Source organism: Bacillus sp. G402, assembly GCF_051172515.1.
GTDB lineage: Bacteria > Bacillota > Bacilli > Bacillales > Bacillaceae > Bacillus > Bacillus altitudinis.
Genome location: NZ_JBPIZC010000003.1, coordinates 209,297 through 229,353, shown reverse-complemented (window position 1 = coordinate 229,353; position 20,057 = coordinate 209,297). Strand labels below are relative to the sequence as shown.

Genomic DNA, 20,057 nt, shown 5'->3' with positions numbered 1-20,057 from the left:
AGAAATTTTTGTTATGAAAAAAGGAAAGTTAGTGCTACTCGATAATAAATTGGATTCTTGTGCCATCAGGATCATCTGATAATTGATGACTTACCCAAGAGCCTGCCCCCCTATTATCCGAAGGACGTACATATTTGACAGAAGCCCCTGCTCCACCTTCTTTACACATCGCCATTGGCCATTCATCACGATCATAACCACGCTTTGTTGGAACGCCATGAAGTGATTTGTCTCTTTGCTCATCACTATTTTTTCGATCAATGGTGCAAATGGAAGAATGACCTTCGTCAATAGCTTCTTCTATGTGCTTCGCGGTTTCTGGATATCGATCTGATGGAAAGTGAATGGTTTTGTCATAAGAAGAGTTTGTCGTCTCTTGTTTATGTTGCCCTAGTTGGACATAGCCTGTCGCTATACCAATGACAATCAATAAAAGCAAGAGAATGGTTTTAAGAAGTTTCATAGATGCTAGCTCTCTTTCTCTTTAGCGTATTTTGTAAACAGAAGTATAGCAGAATTACTTACCAATTTCTCCTCGTTTTGAAAAAACGTCTTTTAAAGTTCGAAAAACGTTTTTTACCTGTTTATGATCTTTTCCTCGTTGTACAAACTCATAAAAATTTAATTTTGCTGCTCAAAAAACATATATGCTGATGCAAAATGGCTTTATGATTGGTTTTTAGGCTAATTTCAAGATTTTAACACACAGAAATTTCAAAAAAATAAAATTGACTAGACCGATATGCTTTAATAATATGGAGTCAAATATCAAAAAATGTCGTAATTTATCAAAATATGATTCCAATTACATTGCAGGAGGGAAGTACAAATGGCGGATGTCTCTTATCGGCTCGGAATAGACATAGGTGGAACATTTACTGATTTATCGCTGATGAATGAAGCGACAGGGGAGCTGACTGAACTCAAGACACCTACAGTGACAGATGACCCAGCTCAAGGAATTATCAATGGGCTGAAACTTCTAAAAGAAAGAGGTGTCGATTTATCCAAAATACAATATCTCGTACACGGGATGACAATCGGTCTTAATACATTATTGCAGAGAAAGGGAGCAGATTTAGCCCTTTTTGTAACGGAAGGTTTTCAAGACATTTTGTCATTACAGCGTTTACGTCTACCCATTCCTTATGACTTCAATTCTCAATTGCCAGAACCATTGATACCACGAAAACATGTATATCCAATCTCTGAAAGGCTCATACACGATGGTTCGATCAAAAAACCTCTCCAACTGCAGCAATTAGATGATGCTGTCCAGCAGGTCATCTCTAAAAAACTAGCAGGCATTGTCATTTCTTTTTTACATAGCTATCAAAATCCAGTTCATGAATTACAGGCAAAAGCCTATATTCATCATCATTACCCACAGTTAGAAGTCCTGACGTCTACTGAATTATGGCCACAAATGAGAGAATATGAGCGGACAGTGATGTCTGTTGTCAATTTGTACATTCAACCAAAGGTAAAACAATATTTACAAACATTGAAAAGCCGCTTGAAAGAAGAAGGTGTACCAATTTCTCCATACATTACCCAATCAAATGGTGGTTTAATGGATGCAGAAAGCGCAGCCACTTCACCCGTTAAAACACTTTTTTCTGGCCCGGCAGCTGGTGTAATTGGTGCAGCAAGAATTGCAACATCTGCAAATGAACCCAATTTAATTACGTTTGATGTTGGTGGCACAAGTGCAGATATCTCAATCATTCAAAATGGGCAGCCTACAATGGCTCAATCGAATCAGCTTTCAGGATTTCCGATCATTCTTCCATCTGTTGCAATGTATTCGATAGGGGCTGGCGGAGGTTCTGTCGCATGGCTTGATCAAGGCGGGCTTCTTAAAGCAGGACCGGAATCAGTTGGCTCGCAGCCTGGACCTGCTTCGTATGGAAAGGGAAAAAAGGCTGCTTTAACCGATGCATTTCTCATATGCGGTTACCTCAATCAAGATCGGTTTGCCGGAGGACATTTACAATTGCAGCGGTCTGCAGCGGAAATAGCCTTTCAGCCAATTGCTGATCAGCTTCATAAAACGGTCGAACAGGCGGCTGACCAGTTGATTCAAGTGGCTGTTGCCAATATGTACACAGAACTAAGCAATGTCATGGAGCAGCAAGGGTTTGATCCTAGAGATTTTAGTTTGCTAGCATTTGGCGGGGCAGGGCCTGTTGTCGCGAATTTCCTTGCGAGAGAAATTCATGCGAAAAATGTGGTCGTCCCTCCAAGTCCAGGGACATTATGTGCGCTAGGTGCACTTACAGCCGATTTTATCCATGATGCTGTGTTGTCTAAGAAAATATGCTTACAAGACTATACGATGGACGAATTAAAACAAGATTATGAAATGCTTTCTCGCAAAGCAACGGATTGGTTCAGCCAGCAAAACATTCAACATATCAAACAAACGTCCATTTTGTTATTAGCAGATGCCCGCTATCAAGGACAGGCATTTGAGATTGAATTGCCATTATCGGTGGATTGGCTAAAGCAGGAACAAGACGTCTATCATCTGATTGAAGCTTTCCACAGCCTGCATGAGCGTCAATATGGCCATAGAGATGATCAGGCGAACATTGAATTTACTCATTTGCGAGTTCGGGTTATAGGTGAAACGCCTCCACTGCCTTTCTCTCCTGTTGATGAGAGCAGCGGACAGCCTTTAATACCACAATCATACAGACGAATCTTTATAGAAGAAAAAGAGTACGAAGCATCTGTTTACAATCGGAGTACTTTGTCATTAGGTGCTGTTGTGAATGGACCTGCCATCATTGAGCAAGATGATACGACAACATTGATTTTGCCAAACTGGGCAGGCAGCATAGACCATTCAGGAAACTTGGTGATTTCAAGGGAGGCGGCTTTACATGGGAACTGATCCAGCAAAGCTTGAGATGATGAGGAGTTATTTTAATGCGATTGCATCAGGCATGGGACATGTCATTGAGCGGACATCCTTTACAACATTCGTAAAAGAATCGGCGGATTTTGCCACAGCATTAGCCACGCCTTCTGGAGATTTCTTTGTTTACCCAAAAACAGTCGGTGTCACGATCTTTTTAGGGCTGAGTCTCAGAAAAGCGATTGAAGAAAGCGGACCGATGCAGCCGGGTGACATTATCATCACAAATGATCCTTATACGACAGACGGTTTAGCGACTCATTTGCCAGATGTTCATATCATCAAGCCCATTTTTATAGAAGATGAAATTGTCAGCTATGCCTGGTCTTTTGTTCATGTAAGTGATGTGGGCGGTCTTGTCCCTTCAAGTATTTCTCCAACTGCAACAGATGTTCATCAAGAAGGATTAAGAATTCCACCAGTGAAAATCTATGAAGGTGGAAAAGAGAATCAGGTTGTTCGTACCTTTTTAAGAGCTAATAGCCGGGCGAGTCATTTAAATGATGGCGATATTAATGCGATGATTGCCGCTGTTAATACAGCAGAAATCAGACTAAAAGAAATGATCGAGAAATTTGGAAAAAACGAAGTGAAGCAAGGAATGATTGATCTACTGAAGCAAGCAGAGGATCGCGCCGGAAAAGTAATTGAAGCCATCCCTGATGGAACGAGTGAATTCGCTGATTACTTGGATGATGATATGATTTCGGACGTGCCGATCCGATTAAAGATTAAGCTGACGGTCAAAGGGAAACAGCTGACACTGGACTTCTCTGAGTGTGACCCGCAAGTTAAGACAGCTTTTAATCTTGTCACCAATGGTCAAAAGCACTCCTTCTTATATCAAGGATTGATTAATTACATCATTAGTAAAGATCCTTTTATTCCGATTAATGGTGGGATTACATATCCGATAGACGTGATTTCACCTAAAGGAACGCTTGTCCATCCAGAATATCCGGCTTCTGTCGGTATTCGGCATTCCATTACAATGAGACTGTATAATGTCGTGCTAGGTGCTATTGGTAAGCTGTTGCCTGAAGCAGTGCCGGCGGCAGGTGCAGGTCAATCCGCTATCGTCGTTCTCTCTGTTCCTGATGATCAAACAGGAGGCAGAAAAATGTCTGTGGTCGAACCGTTAGGCGGAGGCGGCGGTGCTCAAAAAGGGACTGATGGAGTCGATGGAATTGATCATTCGTCAGGCTTTTTAAAAAATACACCCATTGAGAGCTTGGAACAGCATATTGATATTCATGTACACCGATATGAACTGCTGCCGAACACAGGTGGAGCAGGGGAACATAGAGGGGGACATGCGATTGGCTTGGAATTTGAAATGATCAAGCCAGAATCGATGGTGACGGCACGAGGAATGGAACGAATGAAGTTTCAACCTTGGGGGTTAATGGGTGGCCGAGCAGGAGCAATTGGTGAGGTGAAATTGACCAAACCAAATGGGGAGACACAAAACCAGCCGAAAATTGATGTTATGCGTCTTGAAAAAGGCGATATTGTTCAATTGATTTCACCAAGTGGAGGAGGATGGGGGAATCCATTTGCTAGAACGAAAGAAAAAGTTCTTCATGAAGTGGAAGCAGGGCTATTAAGTGAAGAAAGAGCACTTCAGCAATATGGCGTCAAAGTCTATCGAGACCATAATGAATGGAAAATTGATGACGAACAGACGAGCAGGCTTCGTGAAAAGATGAATGATGCTGATGCTGTCGCTTGGGATTTTGGAGAGCAAAGAGCAGCTTATGAGAAAGTGTGGACGGACGAAGCCAGCAGTGAGCTTGCTGTGCAGCTTCGTTCATACCCAGCAAATGAGCGTACGCACTATAAACATGCGGTTCATTCTCATTTTAGTCATAGACAGGAACCGTTAACAAAGATGGATATTATTCAAGCACTTCGTCAGTTGAATCAACAAAAAGGGGGAAATGAATCATGAAAAGAAGAGTAATCGCCATATTTGCAGGTGTCCTATCCGTCATGTTACTGCTGTCTGCATGCGGTGGAAATGGGCAGGACCAAAGTAAACAGCAGCAGACTGTGATCGTTGGTGTCTACGGAGGAGATTGGGAAAAGAATATTAAGCCAATCCTCGAAAAGTTTGAAAAGGATACAGGCATTAAAGTACAAACGGTCTCTGGGGCAGATTCTGAATGGTTTACAAAATTAAAAGCATCTAATGGTAAAAATCCACCGTATGATTTGCTTATTTTACAGCCTGATACGATTCAAAGAGGTATTGCGGCAAACGTTCTTGCGCCTATTGATGAAGATCAAGCACCAAATGTGAAAAAGCTTTATCGTTCTGTTCAAAAGAAACTCACTGTTGATGGAAAACAATATGCAGCAGGCTTTAGTATGGGACAGCTTGGAATTGCTTATAGAAAAGATCTTGTCAAACAGGAGCCAAACAGCTGGACAGATTTATGGAGCGATCAGCTGAAAGGGAAAGTGGCGATTTCTTCCCCAACTTATTCAGCAGGCTTACAATTTTTCTCTGCACTTGTCCATGCTCAAGGAGGGACAGAATCAAATCCTAAGGATATTGATAAAGCATTTAAAAGCCTCGCACAATTAAAAGGGCGTGTAGCTGCTTTTCCTGATAACCCAGGGTCTATTCAAACGCTGTTAGAACGTGGTGACGTGACGGCAGTTCCATATTGGGATGGCCGAGCATTTGCACTTGAAGAAGAAGGGATGGATATTGGATTCTCATATCCGAAAGAAGGCGCTGTGGCAGCAGTTGCGAGCTGGGCGCTAACAAAGGGAAGTCAGCATGAGGAAGCGGCTTATAAGCTATTAAACTACCTTAGCGGGAAAGAAGCTCAAGAAGCCTTCTCAGAAAAATCTTACTATGGCATGTCGAATTCTGATGTGAAATACGGAGACAAAATTAAGGGAAAAGTGAAGGTTGGCGAAAATTATTATAGCAAGCTGACTTGGGTAGATTACGAAACAGCGACTTCAGAGCTCGGTCAATGGACAAATCGATGGAATGAAGTACTAGGCGGAGGAAAATAGGTGATCGCATGAGTGGAATCAATTTAGAACATATCAGCCAGCATTTTGGCGAGCAGATTGCTCTTGATGATGTCAGTCTTACGGTAAAAGAGGGAGAGTTTTTCTCCCTTCTTGGCCCTAGTGGCTGCGGAAAATCAACTTTACTCAATATCATTGGTGGTTTTTTAGAACCGACAAAAGGAGTCGTCTATATTGGTGATCAGGATGTGACGACTTTACCTCCTTATCAAAGGAAAACGGGGATGGTCTTTCAAAGCTATGCACTTTTCCCACATCTCACCGTATTTGATAATGTTGCATATGGGTTGAAGGTTCAAAAGAAAAAGAAGGCGGAAATCAAGCAAAAGGTGATGGAGAGCTTGTCTCTTGTTCAATTAGAGTCATTTGCCAAACGTATGCCGCACCAATTAAGTGGAGGTCAGCAGCAACGGGTCGCCATTGCACGGGCACTTGCTATCCAGCCGGCTGTTCTCCTTCTGGATGAACCACTCAGTAACCTAGATGCAAAGCTAAGAAAAAATATGCAGACGGAGCTGCGAAATATTCAACGGAATGTCGGAATTACGACTATTCTTGTGACGCATGATCAGGAGGAAGCCCTAAGTCTTTCTGACCGAATTGGGATATTAGGTGAGGGGAAAATTCAGCAGATTGGGACACCTTTAGAAGTATATCGTCAGCCAAATAATCGTTTTGTTGCTGAATTTATCGGACAGGTCAATCTATTTGAAGCGGAGTATGATGAAGTTACTTCCACATACACTGTTCCACATTTCATTCAATCAAACGGGAAGCAAGTTCAGCTAAAAGCTACCGCATTTAAAGAGAAGAGCGAGAAGCATTTACTCATGCTGCGTCCTGAGAGAATCAAGTTGTCTTCTGGCGGGGAGGAAGTTCAGCCAAATCATGTCACAGGCGTGTTGGCAGATGTCAGTTATATTGGGCACTCTTTACGTTTGGTCGTTGGGCTTAATCAAGGTGAAATCATTGTCCATGCATCAGACGCAGCGTTTCCCGAGCTGCCTCAAGTTGGAGAAATTGTGCATATTCATTGGCAGCCTGAAGATATTGTGTTTTTAGATTCGAAGGTGCATGCGTGATGAGAATCAAAAAAAAGAATCAGCGCTTTCATTGGTTTATGCTGCTGCCAGCTTGTTTGTTTCTAGTTGTATTCCTTCTTGCTCCGCTTGTGATGATGTTTGTCCTCAGTTTTCGTGATGTGGATTCGATGATGAATACGTTACAATCCTATAGTTTGTCTCAATATTTACATGTCTTTACGACAGATGCATATGTGAAAGCAATTGGAAGTACTGTGTGGGTGGCCTTACAGACAACGGTGATTTGTTTATTGATGGCATATCCAGCAGCTTATGTGCTAGTGAAAGCACCTCACCCAAGGTTGCGGGCTTTTTTCTATATCTTACTTGTATCGCCGCTTTTGACGAGTGTCGTCATTCGGACATTTGCATGGATCGTGCTTCTTTCGCAAAATGGCTTGATCAATGGCATGCTGATCGATTTACATCTGATTGAGAAACCGCTATCGATGCTGTGGAATATGAATGCGGTCATTATTGCTTATGTTCAAGTGATGCTGCCTTTTGCAGTGCTGCCTATTGCAACGAGCTTAACTGATATGGACCGTCACTTAAGACCGGCTTCTATGAGTCTTGGTGCTGGTCGTATTCGGACATTTTTTCATGTGACCTTGCCGCTTACGATTCCAGGCATGATCACCGGAGCAATTATTGTCTTCTCACTTGCAGCAGGAAGTTATATTACTCCTCTATTAGTCGGCGGACGGATGCAGCCGCTCTTGCCACTGTCCATTTATCAGCAGGTCATGCAGGTGTATAATTTGCCTCTTGCCGCTGCGATGTCCTTTACTTTATTGATTTGTGTGCTAGCGGTCGTCAGTCTATTAAGCTATCTATTGAAGCGTTGGGAGGCGAGGATGCATGCGTAAAAAATCAATAAGTGACCGTTTGCTTTCGGTTCTGATATGGACCGCAGGCTCACTCGTTTATCTCTTTTTAACCGTACCTGTTCTTGTCATTGTTCTTTCTGCTTTTAGCCCGAATGCCTTTCCTGAATTCCCGCCGACTTCGTTTTCCGTTCGCTGGTTTCATGAGGTCGTGTCGAATCCAGAATGGATGGAATCTTTGCGTATCAGCGTGATTCTGTTATTGATTGTGACGCCGCTTACTGTTCTTTTAGGAACGATGGCTTCTTATGCTTTAGCAAGGCTTTCCTTTAAGGGAAAGGAAGCTGTTCAAGCCTTTATTTTGTCACCTCTTATGATTCCTCAGGTGGTATTAGGGATTGCGATGCTGTATTTGTTTACGGCTATGGGTTTTACAGGGTCTTTGTGGGCATTAGTCATTGGGCATGTCATCATTGGTTTTCCTTATGTGGTACGAACCGTGGGTGTCAGTGTTTCAAATCTTGATCCACGTCTTGAGCTAGCTTCCATGAATCTTGGTGCAGGGCCCATACGTACTTTCTTTCGTGTGACACTGCCCTTGATCAAGCCTGGCATTATCGCAGGTGGGGTGTTTTCTGCTGTGACATCATTTGGTGAAATCTCGATTAGTTTGTTCGTTTCTTCACCTCAAACCATTACGATTCCCGTGAGGACGTTTAATTACATTGAGCAAACTTTTGATCCGAGTGTCAATGCGATATCTGTCATATTTATTATCATTTCTATCATTGCGTTGCTCATTATTGAGAAAACGATTGGTCTGTCTAAGGTGATGTAAATATAATGAAGAAACAAGGAGCTGTCATTTGAAATGACAGCTCTTTTTGTATTGTTTTTTATGGTAAAAATATTCAAAGTTTTATGGAATGTAGTTCTTAAGGTTTAAGAAAATGCGAGGCGTGATAGGAGACCTCTCTCCTACATTTTCGGTCATATTTGCAAAATTTAAGGAAAAACATGAAATTTTTGCGGTAATTGGTCATTTATTTTCGGTGGAACGCAACTATTATTAGTTATTTTCGGTAAATATCGTAAATTATGATGTGATCCCTTCGGCATAACGCATGAATCTTTACACCCATTTTTCGGTGAAAAAAACAATAATTTCATATAAAGTGGACGTAAATAGAAAATATCTAAAAGAAAAGAAGAAAAAGGCAAATCTATGGAAACATAGAGACGCAAAGCCATGTCCTAAGGTAAAAGTTTCCTTTTTTTGCTATGGTCGGCAGGTTACCGAATCAAAATGGGAGTCCCTCCGTTTTATTCGGGGTGGGCTCCTTTTCTGTTATTCCGTCTATTTTAATGAAATAGACTTGGTTCTTTTGATATAGAGGGTGCAGGGTATCACAGTTGGTGGAGAAAACATAGAAGAGCGGAGGATGAGAATGAGTACAGTTTATTACCCCTTAACACATGCGCAAAAGCGAGTATTCTACACGGAAAGATTTTATCCAGGCACAAGTATTTCTAATTTGGGTGGGTTTGCCAAGTTAAGATCGGTATCAGGTCTAAATCCTTCTTTGATCGTGGATGTGCTTCAAGCGTACATTCGTGAAACTGATTCTCTTCGTTTAAGGCTAGTGTATCAACATGAGCAGGAGGAGCCCGTTCAATATATCAAGCCATATGAAAAACAGCCGATTCGTTTGGTGAAAGGCTGGAGTGAAAAGGAAGTCAGGGCGTGGGCGAACGAGGAGATTCGTGAGCCGATGGAACTGATTGATCGTTCCTTAATTGAATTTACGGTCTTTCAAATCAGTGATCAAGAGTGCTGGCTGTTCTGTAAAGCGCATCATATTGTGGCTGATGGTATTTCAATTATCTTGATGGGAAACCGAATCATTGATCTATACCATGACATGCTACAGGGGACAGACATCTCTCCAATTGAAGACATTTCCTTCGTTGATCACATCATGAGTGAGCAAACGTATGAATCTTCTAAACGTTTTCAGAAAGACCAAGCTTTTTGGAACGAGCAATTTGCCAATATTCCAGATTTCGCTTCTTTAACACCGCATAAAGGTTACGAGATGAGCTTACATGCGGAGAGATTTTCAGGGGATATTCCAGATGCTTTAAAGGAGAAGCTTCGAGTTTTTTGTGAAGAAGAGAAAGTCAGTATGCTTTCTATGTTTATGTCCGCTGTCTATATTTACTTGCACCGATTTAGCGGCATGGAGGATGTGGTCCTTGGCACTTTTATGGGCAATCGGACAAATGCAAAGGAAAAAAAGATGATTGGGATGTTTGTGTCGACCATTCCGATGCGCGCATCTGTGCAAGGATCCCTCACATTTCTTGATTTCGTGAAGCAAGTCATGGCGGATCAGATGAAGATCTTGCGTCATCAAAAATATCCTTACAATGTGCTCATGAATGATTTAAGGGAAAGAGATGGATTTACAGGACGCCTGTTTGATATTTCTTTAGAGTATCAGGTCATGCAGTGGCAGAAAAAAGAGAATCTTTCGTTCATTACGGAGCCGATTTTTAGTGGAAGCGGAATGAATGATATATCGATTCATGTGAAAGACCGCTGGGATACAGATACATTGACCATTGATTTGGATTACCGTACAGACCTATTTAGTGAAGACGATATGAGTAAGCTGTTTGATCGATTGATCATTTTGCTGGAGGCGGCGGTCTCTCAGCCAGATCAGCTGATTGGGGCTCTCTCTTTACTGCCAGCAGATGAACAAAAGCAACTGCTTCAATTATCTAAGGGAGAAGCATTTGATTTACCAGGAGCGAAACCAGTTCACCACTTATTTGATGAGGTAGCTAAAACGTATTCAGAACGGGCAGCTGTGGTAGCGGAAAATGGAACGTTCACTTATGGAGAGCTGTATCAAAAAGCGGACAAACTGGCACGATTTTTACAGATGAAAGGTGTCTCGCGTGATGTACCAGTTGCCGTTTTAATGGAACGGACGGCAGATGCGATGGCTGCCATTTTTGGGATATTAAAAGCTGGCGGTGCATATGTACCGATCGATCCGGCATTACCTGAGGAACGCATTCAATTTATTGTAGAAGATTCTGGTGCTTCTATCGTTTTAACAGAAGAATCGTTTGTTCAGCGATATTCATCCATTGCGGAAAAAATGATTGTCCAGCAGCATATGGAATTAGAAGATCGTCCGCTGCCTGAGCTGATCGAGCAGACGACATCACAGGATTTGGCTTATCTCATTTATACATCGGGTACGACTGGAAAGCCGAAGGGAGTGATGATCGAGCATCTTCAGCTGCATCATTTGGTTCATGCCCTGCATCACGAAGTGTATGAGGGGGCAAATCAGCTTCAAGTGGCGCTTCTTGCACCATTCCATTTCGATGCATCTGTTAAACAAATCTTTGCTGCTCTTTTATTTGGACATACGCTTCATATTGTGCCAAGAGAAACGACACGAAACGGTGTACAGCTAGCGGCTTATTACAATGAACATCAAATCAAAGCAACAGATGGAACGCCAGCACATGTGCAGCTTTTACTTGCAGCTGATTTGGATGGGCTTGCACTGACTCACATGCTGATTGGGGGAGAAGCACTCCCTGCGAAAGCAGCGCAGGCGCTGATTGAAGCTGTACGTGTCAGCCAGCCCGATTTTGCCTTGTGGAATGTGTATGGTCCGACAGAAACGTGTGTGGATGCGGCGGTTCACCGTCTAGATCTCAGTGAGCTGCAGAAGTCACCAGAACAGCGCTATGTGTCAATTGGAAAGCCACTGGGCCATCACCGGATTTATATTTTAAATGAACATGAACAACTACAGGTGCAGGGAGCTGTGGGAGAACTATGCATTGCGGGAATAGGAGTTGGACGGGGCTATGTGAATCAGCCTGAATTAACGGAGAAGGCATTCAGACCAGATCCATTTTTCCCTGAAGATCGGATGTATCGCACAGGTGATGTAGTGAGATGGCTTCCAGATGGCACAATTGATTATCTTGGAAGAATAGATGACCAAGTAAAAATAAGAGGTTACCGCATCGAAACAGGTGAAATTGAGGCGGTCATGGAGCGGGTAGACGGAGTCGATCAGGCTGTCGTCCTTGTCGTGGATGAACCGGACGGTGGAAAGGCTTTAAGTGCTTACTATCAAGCACGACAAGAATTTCTTTCCGTGGACACCCTGCAAGCCGCTATCAAACATCAGCTGCCAGCTTATATGATGCCGCTTTATTTCAAGCAGCTTGAGGCATTTCCACTGACAGTGAGTGGGAAAGTCGACCGGCGTGCGCTTGCTGCATTAAAAGGAGACAAGGCTGTCAGTGCTGTTTATGTAGCGCCTAGAAACGATGTAGAAACGAAGCTTGTTCGTTTGTGGGAAGACGTTCTTCATCAAGAGAGCATAGGTGTGTACGACTCATTCTTTGACATAGGCGGGCATTCACTCAAAGCGATGAAAGTTCTTACACTCGTTCAGCGGGTTTTTCAAGTGGAGGTCCCTTTATCTGTTTTATTTGAACAGCAAACGATTGCAGCACTTGCTGTTTATATTGAACAAGCGGAAAAGTCTTCACAAGTGGTCATACCGAAAGCACCGACTGCCGCCGATTATCCACTGTCACCAGCGCAGCAGCGTGTTTATATGGTGACTCAGCTGGAGCAAAGCATCGCCTATCATATGCCTGCCGTTGTGAAATTAAGAGGAACGCTGCAACGAGAGAAGTTGGAGGGAGCTTTTGAAAAACTGATTGCACGTCATGATATGCTGCGCACTTCTTTTCATACAGTCAAAGGAGTCCCTCGTCAGCGGGTAGCTTCATCCGTTCCATTTCAAATAGAACAGCTGACAGGCAGTACGATGGAAGAAAACATGCGTCAATTCGTCCGACCTTTTTATCTTGAGCAGGCTCCCCTTTTGCGTGTTGGGCTACAGTCTTTACATGACCAGGAGCATCTTCTCTATTTCGATATGCATCATCTGATTTCAGATGGTCTTTCAATTGATTTGATGCTGCGTGAGCTGTCTGACGCATATGAGGGATTAGTGAAAGCGCCATTGAAGCTTCAATATCAAGATTATGCTGTTTGGCAAGAACAACAGGCAGAGCAAGGCGGTCAAATCGATGAAGCATTCTGGCTGAAAGAATTTTCAGGAGATATCCCTGCTTTGCAGCTGCTAACTGATTATCAGCGTCCGGCTGTCCAGTCTTTCACTGGAGACCGCGTTCTCAGAAACATCGATGAGTCGTTAACAGGCCGTTTGGAGGAGCTTGCAGCGAATCATCATACGACGCTGTATACCGTGTTGCTTTCTGCTTACTATACATTGCTTGCAAAATACACAGGTCAAAAGGAGTTTGTAGTGGGGACGCCAACAGCAGGCCGGGTGCATGCAGATTTGAATGACATGATCGGCATGTTTGTCCAAACACTTGCTTTACGTTCAGAGGTAGATCCGAACGGTTCAATGACGCAGTTGATTGAGCAAGTAAAGGAAAAGACGATGAGGGCGTTTGAGCATCAGCAATATCCATTCGAGCTGCTGCTTGAAAAGCTAAATGTGCAAAGAGATTTTAGCCGCCATCCATTATTTGATACGGTCTTTACTCTAACGCCAGGTCATTCAACAGCCCAGCATATTGGAGAGATGAAAGTCGAAGTCGAGGAAACCAATTTCCATATTGCAAAGTTTGATCTCACACTTCAAGCGATGGAGTCAAGTCATGGTCTTTCCTTTGTTCTCGATTACAGTACGGCGTTATTTAAACGAAGTACTGCCGAGCAGATGCTCAAGCATTATGTTTATCTTCTGGAGCAGATGGTCGAAATGCCGGAGCAAGCGATTCAATCATACCGCTTACTGTCTGAACAAGAAGCAGCGGCTCAATTGAAGATGTGGAACCCGTTACCTACGCCATATCCTGTGGAAGAAACCATTGTGACGCAATTTGAATCGCAAGTACAGCAGCATGGTCATCAGCCTGCTTTGCAATATAAAGATGAGGTTCTTTCTTATCAAGAGCTGAATCGCAGAGTGAACCAGCTGGCTCATTATTTACGTGAACATGGTTTTGAAAATGGGATGACAGCGGCTTTATTCTTTGAACGTTCCAATGAGATGGTGTTGTCGGTTTTAGCTGTGCTAAAGGCTGGCGGTGTCTATGTGCCAATCGATCCTGACTTCCCTGATGAGCGCATCAAGCACTTTTTGACAGATAGTGGTGCACAGTTTGTCCTGACCCATCAGGTGCTGCGTCATCGCTCTGTGCTTACTGCGTTTGAAGGGAAAATCATAGAAACAGAAGATCGAGCCGTTGATCAGCAGTCAGAGAGCAATCCAGTTGTATGTGTTTCGCCTTTGGACTTGGCGAATTTAACCTATACATCTGGTACGACAGGCAAACCTAAAGGGAACATGGTGACGCACCGGAACATTTTGAGAACAGTGAAGCAGTCGAATTATCTCACCATTCATCATGAAGACACGGTGATGAGCATTTCAAACTATGTATTTGATGCATTTATGTTTGATGTGTTTGGCGCTTTATTGAACGGAGCGAAACTCATTGTTTTGCCAAAGGATCACATTTTAAATATGAATGAGCTTTCTGGCGCGATTGAGAAGGAAAAAGTCAGTATTTTAATGATCACGACCGCTCTATTTCACTTACTGATTGATATGAAAAAAGGCAGCCTGAAAAACGTCAGAAAAGTGCTGTTTGGCGGGGAACGTGCTTCTGTGCCGCATGTTGTGGCAGCCCTTGAAACGGTTGGAGAAGACAAACTTATTCATATGTATGGACCTTCTGAAAGCACGATTTTCACAACGTATTATCCGGTGAATCACATTGAAGAACAAGCACTATCGATTCCGATCGGAAAGCCGGTGAGTCAAACGGCTGTTTATATTGTCGATGAGTTTGGACATGTGCAGCCGCCGGGAGTAGCTGGAGAGCTTTGTGTCGCAGGTGACGGACTGGTCAAGGGGTATTATCGCCAGCCAGAGTTAACGAGCGAAAAGTTTGTTGAAAATCCTTTCCGACCTGGTGAAGTCATGTACAAAACGGGCGATCTCGCACGATGGCTGTCAAATGGAGATATTGAATTCATTGGGCGAATAGATCATCAAGTCAAGATTCGAGGTCAGCGTATCGAGCTTGGCGAAATTGAACACCAGCTATTGCAGCATCCGCAAGTGAAGGAAGCTGTTGTCATTGCGATATCAAATGATACATTGTGTGCATATTTCACAGCAGAAGGTGCTGTTTCACTGTCGGATTTACGTGAGCAAGCAGGACGAGAACTCCCTGTTTATATGATGCCAGCTTTCTTCATGCAATTAGACGAGCTGCCACTAACGGGGAATGGCAAGGTAGACAGACGGGCATTACCGGTACCTGATGTAAGTGAGCAGGCGGCAAATGAATACGTCCCACCTCAATCAGATACAGAGCGTATATTGGCACATATTTGGCAGGAAGTTCTTGAAGTTCCGAAAATCGGCAGACATGATCATTTCTTTGAATGCGGAGGTCATTCACTGCGCGGCATGAAAATGTTGAACAGGCTCTATGAAGAGATGCATGTGGAATGTACGTTGAAAACATTATTTGAATCACCCACTTTAGAGGCGTTTGCCCATGCGGTGGATCAAACAGATCGAACTGAAATCAGACGAGTGGAAAAAGCGGAAGAAGCGGCTGTTTATCCTGTGACATCTGCTCAGAAAAGATTGTTTGTTCTGCAAAAAATGACAGATGCCGAGCAGAGCTATCATATGCCAGCTGCTTTAAAGCTTGAAGGTGTATTTGATGAAAAACGATTTAAAAAAGCCATTGACCAGCTTGTTCATCGTCATGAAGCATTCCGTACGAGCTTTGACTTCGTTCAGGGTGAACCTGTTCAACGAATTGAAACGAATGTTTCTGTGAACATTGAAAACATCGAAGGGGAAGGCCGAGACATTCAGCAATTAATGAATGATTTTATCCGTCCATTTGATGTAGAAAAAGCGCCGCTGCTTAGAGTGGGACTTGTGTCTGAATCGGAGAGTGTTCATTATTTGTTGATTGATATGCACCACATCATTTCAGATGGTGCGTCTGTCGGTATTTTAATTGATGAGCTATCGATCTTGTATCGAGGAGACCAACTTGATGAATTGCCTATTCAATATAAGGACTATGCGGTTTGGTCAAACAGTGAAGAATCTCTTGTGAAAAAAGAGGCTGAAGCGGCGTTTTGGTTGGAACAATTACAAGGAGAACTGCCTGTTTTGGCACTGCCTGAGGATCTTCCGAGACCAAAGGTTCAGACGTTTGAAGGGGGCCGCGTCGAATTCTCTATAGACGGTGCGCTTAAAGCGCAATTGGATGAGCTGGTTAGATCACTCAACGGTACAACGTATACAGTGCTACTTGCTTGCTACAGTACGCTTTTAAGCAAGCTTTCGAGACAAGAAGACATCATGATCGGTTCTCCAGTGGTGGGCAGAACTCATCCTGATATTCAATCAGTCATCGGCATGTTTGTGAATACGCTGGCACTCAGAACAAAACCAGAAGGACATCAGACATTTTCTCAATTTGCGTCAACAGTTCATGAGCTTGTGTTAGCGGCAAATGAACATCAACTTTACCCATTTGAAGAATTGGTGGACCAAGTGCAAACGGTTCGTGACACAAGCCGCCATCCAATCTTTGATGTGGTGTTCTCGATGGAAAATGCAGATATTCGTGACCTGTCGATGGATGGACTTGATATCATTCCCCAGCCGTTCAATGAGAACATAGCGAAATTTGACTTAACCTTAACTGGAAACGAATCTGACGATCAAATCGAGCTTGTGTTTGATTTTAATTCTTCTATCTTTGAACGGTCGTCGATTGAGAAGTGGAAGGAGTATTTCCTTTACTTGATCGAACAAATGGTGTCAGCACCAGATCAATTATTAGATCAGATGCAATTATTATCACCAGCGCAGCAGCAAAACCTGCTTGATGAATGGTCAGGACCTATCCTAAATGTCCCGACAGATCAAACGGTTCATGCATTGATTGAGGCGAAGTCACAAGAAGTACCTCATCATAAAGCCGCATCCTTCTGCGGCACAAGCTGGACGTATGAAGAACTGAACAACCGGGCGAATACAGTCGCCGCAAGACTTATGTCCAGCGGCACAAAACCGGGAGACCGCATCGGCATTCTCACGCGTCCATCGCTCGAGATGACAGCCGCTGTTCTCGGGGTTCTCAAGGCAGGTGCGGCATTTGTGCCGATTGATGCCGATTATCCAGCGCAGCGCATTGCCTACATGCTGGAAGATGGCAGGGCAGAGGTCCTTCTGATTCAGAAAGGGCTCACTGCACCACCTTCTTTCACAGGTCAAACCCTCTTCATAGAAGAGGCAGTAGAAGGAGAAGCCCACGAGATTCAGGTTCCTATCAAACCAACGGATCTCGCTTATATGATTTACACATCTGGAACGACTGGACAGCCGAAGGGTGTCATGATCGAGCACCAGTCCCTTGTCAATCTGGCCTACTGGCACAATGATGCCTTCCAGGTGACGAAACAAGACCGAACCGCCAAATATGCCGGCTTTGGCTTTGATGCCTCCATTTGGGAGATGTTCCCTACGTGGATGGCCGGCGCAGAGCTCCATATCATCGACGAAGCGATTCGCCTCGATATGATCAAGCTCAATACGTATTTCAATGACGAAGGCATTACCATTGCGTTCCTGCCAACACAGCTATGTGAGCAGTTTATGTCGATGGACAATCATTCTCTCCGTTACTTACTGACAGGCGGGGACAAGCTGAAACAGGTGAAGCCCGTTCCATACAAACTCGTCAATAACTACGGCCCAACAGAAAATACGGTCGTGGCGACAAGCGGGATCATTGATCCAGATCAAGGCACGCTTCCTATCGGAACAGCGATTGCCAATACTCGTTTTTACATTATGGGTTCGTTATATGACCTCTCGCCGCAAGGCGTACCGGGTGAACTTGTGATTGCGGGGAAAGGACTGGCAAGAGGCTATTGGAATCTACCAGAGGAAACGGACAAACGGTTTGTCCCAGATCCGTTTTATCGTGGAGAGCGCATGTACCGTACAGGCGACTTGGTGAAATGGACAGAGGATGGCGAGCTAATCTACCTCGGCAGAAAAGACCATCAAGTGAGTATCCGCGGATTCCGTATTGAGCTGTCAGAAATTGAAGCACAGCTCCTTGCGCTAAATGAAGTGAAAGAAGCCGTCGTGACAACGGTCAAAGACGCAAGTGATCAAGACGCTCTTGTCGCTTATGTCATCACAGATGAAGAAGGGGCCACTTTGAAAGAAAGCCTAAAGCGCACCTTGCCTGACTATATGGTGCCATCATGGATCATCAAGCTAGACCAGCTGCCGATGACGGCAAATGGCAAATTGGATCTCAAAGCACTGCCAGCACCTGATATGGAAGCGAATCAAACAGCATACGAAGCGCCAAGAGATGAAGTGGAAGCACTGCTTTGCGGCATTTGGGAAGATGTACTTGGCATCAGCCAAGTCGGTATTCACGACCACTTCTTCTTCCTTGGCGGAGATTCGATTAAAGGCATCCAAATGGCAAGCAGACTTACGCAAGAGGGCTGGAAGCTCGATATGAAGCTGCTTTTCCAATATCCAACGATTGCGGAGCTTCGCCCATATATCGAAGAAGCGGACCTTCTCACAGCCGATCAGTCAGCTGTCGAAGGAGAGGCCATTTTAACACCGATCCAGCGCTGGTTCTTTGAACGTAACTTCAGCAGCCAGCATCATTGGAATCAGTCCGTTATGCTCCATGCGGCAAATGGTTTGGATGAAGCGCTTGTCAAGCAAGTGCTCGAGCAGATGATGACTCATCATGATGCTTTGCGATTGGTTTATCCGATAGAAGAAGGACGCATCATCCAGCGTCATCGTGGAGTAGACGAAAACGATGTAGCGGTGGACGTGATAGAAGTACAAGGAGAACGATCACAGCAAATCGAGCACGTAGAAAAGCTGGCAAATGAAGTGCAGGCGAGTATTTCTTTAACAGAGGGACCATTAGTCAAACCTGCGATTTTCCGTACGGATCATGGAGATCACTTATTGCTTGTTGTACATCACCTTGTCATTGATGGTGTGTCATGGCGTATTTTCCTTGAAGACTTCATGGCTCTTTATGAGCAGGCGAAGCGTGGGGAAGAGCTGACACTTCCTGAAAAAACACATTCATTCCAAGCATATGCCCAGAAGTTGACGGAATATGCAGTGTCAGATGAGTTGCTGGCAGAAAGGGACTATTGGAAAAAGGTACTTGGGCATTTAACTGCACCTCTGCAAAAGGATCATGTTACAGAGGATCAAAGAATGCTGCATACAAAAACCATTCGCTTTACGCTGTCTGAGGAAGAAACACGCAGCCTACTGACAGAAGTACATGAGGCGTACCATACGGAAATCAATGACATTTTGCTAACCGCTTTAGGATTGACCCTGAAAGAGTGGACAGGAGAAGACAGACACTTTATTCACCTTGAAGGACATGGAAGGGAAGACATCCTTCCGGCGGTCAATGTGTCGCGGACCATCGGCTGGTTTACGAGCATGTATCCTGTGCTGCTTGATTTGTCGCATGCGGAGGATCTTTCGTATCAAATCAAGCTTTTGAAAGAAGAGCTCAGACACATTCCGAACAAGGGAATCGGCTATGGCGTTTTAAAATACTTAACGCCTGACAAAATGAAGGACGGTATCGCATTTGATGTCACGCCAGATATCAGCTTTAACTATCTTGGTCAGTTTGATGAACAGATTGGCGGGGGTGAACTAAGTCGATCCACTTGGCAGGCAGGTCAATCATTAAGTCCAGAATCAGAGAAACCTCATGCATTAGATATTGTTGGTTTCGTAGAACAGGGCTTGTTCCATATGACGATTTCATATCACCAGCTTGAATTCGAAGAGCAAACGATGGAGCAGTTCAATGACCTTTTAGAAAAGAACGTGAAGGCACTCATCTCACATTGTGTATCACAAGATGAAGCGCAAATTACGCCTAGTGATGTAGGAGACGATGACCTGACCATGGATGAACTTGAAAAGCTAATGGATATATTTTAAGCAAACGAAG

General features: G+C 43.9%; 8 protein-coding genes and 1 riboswitch. Of the genes, 7 read left to right on the top strand and 1 reads right to left on the bottom strand.

Annotated features, from left to right (window positions below; all coding sequences use genetic code 11):
- Positions 1-34 precede the first annotated feature (34 nt).
- Positions 35-463 carry a NucA/NucB deoxyribonuclease domain-containing protein gene (locus ACSBQP_RS14725; protein ID WP_435028546.1) on the bottom strand — a complete coding sequence of 143 codons (429 nt, stop codon included), beginning with the start codon at positions 461-463 and terminating at the stop codon, positions 35-37.
- Positions 464-829: 366 nt separating this feature from the next.
- Between ACSBQP_RS14725 and ACSBQP_RS14720 the strand changes: the two genes are divergently transcribed.
- The 7 genes from ACSBQP_RS14720 (at position 830) to ACSBQP_RS14690 (ending at position 20,047) form a co-directional block, all read left to right on the top strand.
- The gene (locus ACSBQP_RS14720) at positions 830-2,899 is read left to right on the top strand and encodes a hydantoinase/oxoprolinase family protein (protein WP_217816189.1); all 2,070 of its coding nucleotides are present in this window, start codon (positions 830-832) and stop codon (positions 2,897-2,899) included.
- On the top strand, positions 2,889-4,874 hold the full coding sequence (locus tag ACSBQP_RS14715; RefSeq protein WP_193804049.1) for a hydantoinase B/oxoprolinase family protein: 1,986 nt from the start codon (positions 2,889-2,891) through the stop codon (positions 4,872-4,874). Before ACSBQP_RS14720 ends, ACSBQP_RS14715 begins: the two co-directional genes overlap by 11 nt.
- Positions 4,871-5,956: an ABC transporter substrate-binding protein gene (locus ACSBQP_RS14710; RefSeq protein ID WP_017358546.1), complete on the top strand. Its 1,086-nt coding sequence runs from the start codon at positions 4,871-4,873 to the stop codon at positions 5,954-5,956. Before ACSBQP_RS14715 ends, ACSBQP_RS14710 begins: the two co-directional genes overlap by 4 nt.
- An 8-nt stretch (positions 5,957-5,964) precedes the next feature.
- Positions 5,965-7,056: an ABC transporter ATP-binding protein gene (locus ACSBQP_RS14705; protein WP_217816188.1), complete on the top strand. Its 1,092-nt coding sequence runs from the start codon at positions 5,965-5,967 to the stop codon at positions 7,054-7,056.
- A complete protein-coding gene (locus ACSBQP_RS14700; RefSeq protein ID WP_008347830.1) occupies positions 7,056-7,925 on the top strand; it encodes an ABC transporter permease in 870 nt (289 codons plus the stop codon). Before ACSBQP_RS14705 ends, ACSBQP_RS14700 begins: the two co-directional genes overlap by 1 nt.
- Entirely contained in the window at positions 7,918-8,721 is an 804-nt protein-coding gene (locus ACSBQP_RS14695) for an ABC transporter permease (RefSeq protein ID WP_008347828.1), read from the top strand. The genes ACSBQP_RS14700 and ACSBQP_RS14695 overlap by 8 nt, the downstream gene beginning before the upstream one ends.
- A gap of 368 nt (positions 8,722-9,089) precedes the next feature.
- Positions 9,090-9,184: riboswitch (cyclic di-GMP riboswitch) on the top strand.
- Positions 9,185-9,331: 147 nt separating this feature from the next.
- The gene (locus ACSBQP_RS14690; protein ID WP_435028544.1) at positions 9,332-20,047 is read left to right on the top strand and encodes an amino acid adenylation domain-containing protein; all 10,716 of its coding nucleotides are present in this window, start codon (positions 9,332-9,334) and stop codon (positions 20,045-20,047) included.
- The last annotated feature ends 10 nt before the right edge of the window (positions 20,048-20,057 follow it).

Excerpts from the sequence above, each read along its gene's own strand:
- ACSBQP_RS14695 (WP_008347828.1), top strand. The coding sequence starts at position 7,918 with ATGCGTAAAAAATCAATAAGTGACCGTTTGCTTTCGGTTCTGATATGG.
- ACSBQP_RS14700 (WP_008347830.1), top strand. The coding sequence starts at position 7,056 with ATGAGAATCAAAAAAAAGAATCAGCGCTTTCATTGGTTTATGCTGCTG.
- ACSBQP_RS14705 (WP_217816188.1), top strand. The coding sequence starts at position 5,965 with ATGAGTGGAATCAATTTAGAACATATCAGCCAGCATTTTGGCGAGCAG.
- ACSBQP_RS14710 (WP_017358546.1), top strand. The coding sequence starts at position 4,871 with ATGAAAAGAAGAGTAATCGCCATATTTGCAGGTGTCCTATCCGTCATG.
- ACSBQP_RS14725 (WP_435028546.1), bottom strand. The coding sequence starts at position 463 with ATGAAACTTCTTAAAACCATTCTCTTGCTTTTATTGATTGTCATTGGT.
- ACSBQP_RS14720 (WP_217816189.1), top strand. The coding sequence starts at position 830 with ATGGCGGATGTCTCTTATCGGCTCGGAATAGACATAGGTGGAACATTT.
- ACSBQP_RS14715 (WP_193804049.1), top strand. The coding sequence starts at position 2,889 with ATGGGAACTGATCCAGCAAAGCTTGAGATGATGAGGAGTTATTTTAAT.
- ACSBQP_RS14690 (WP_435028544.1), top strand. The coding sequence starts at position 9,332 with ATGAGTACAGTTTATTACCCCTTAACACATGCGCAAAAGCGAGTATTC.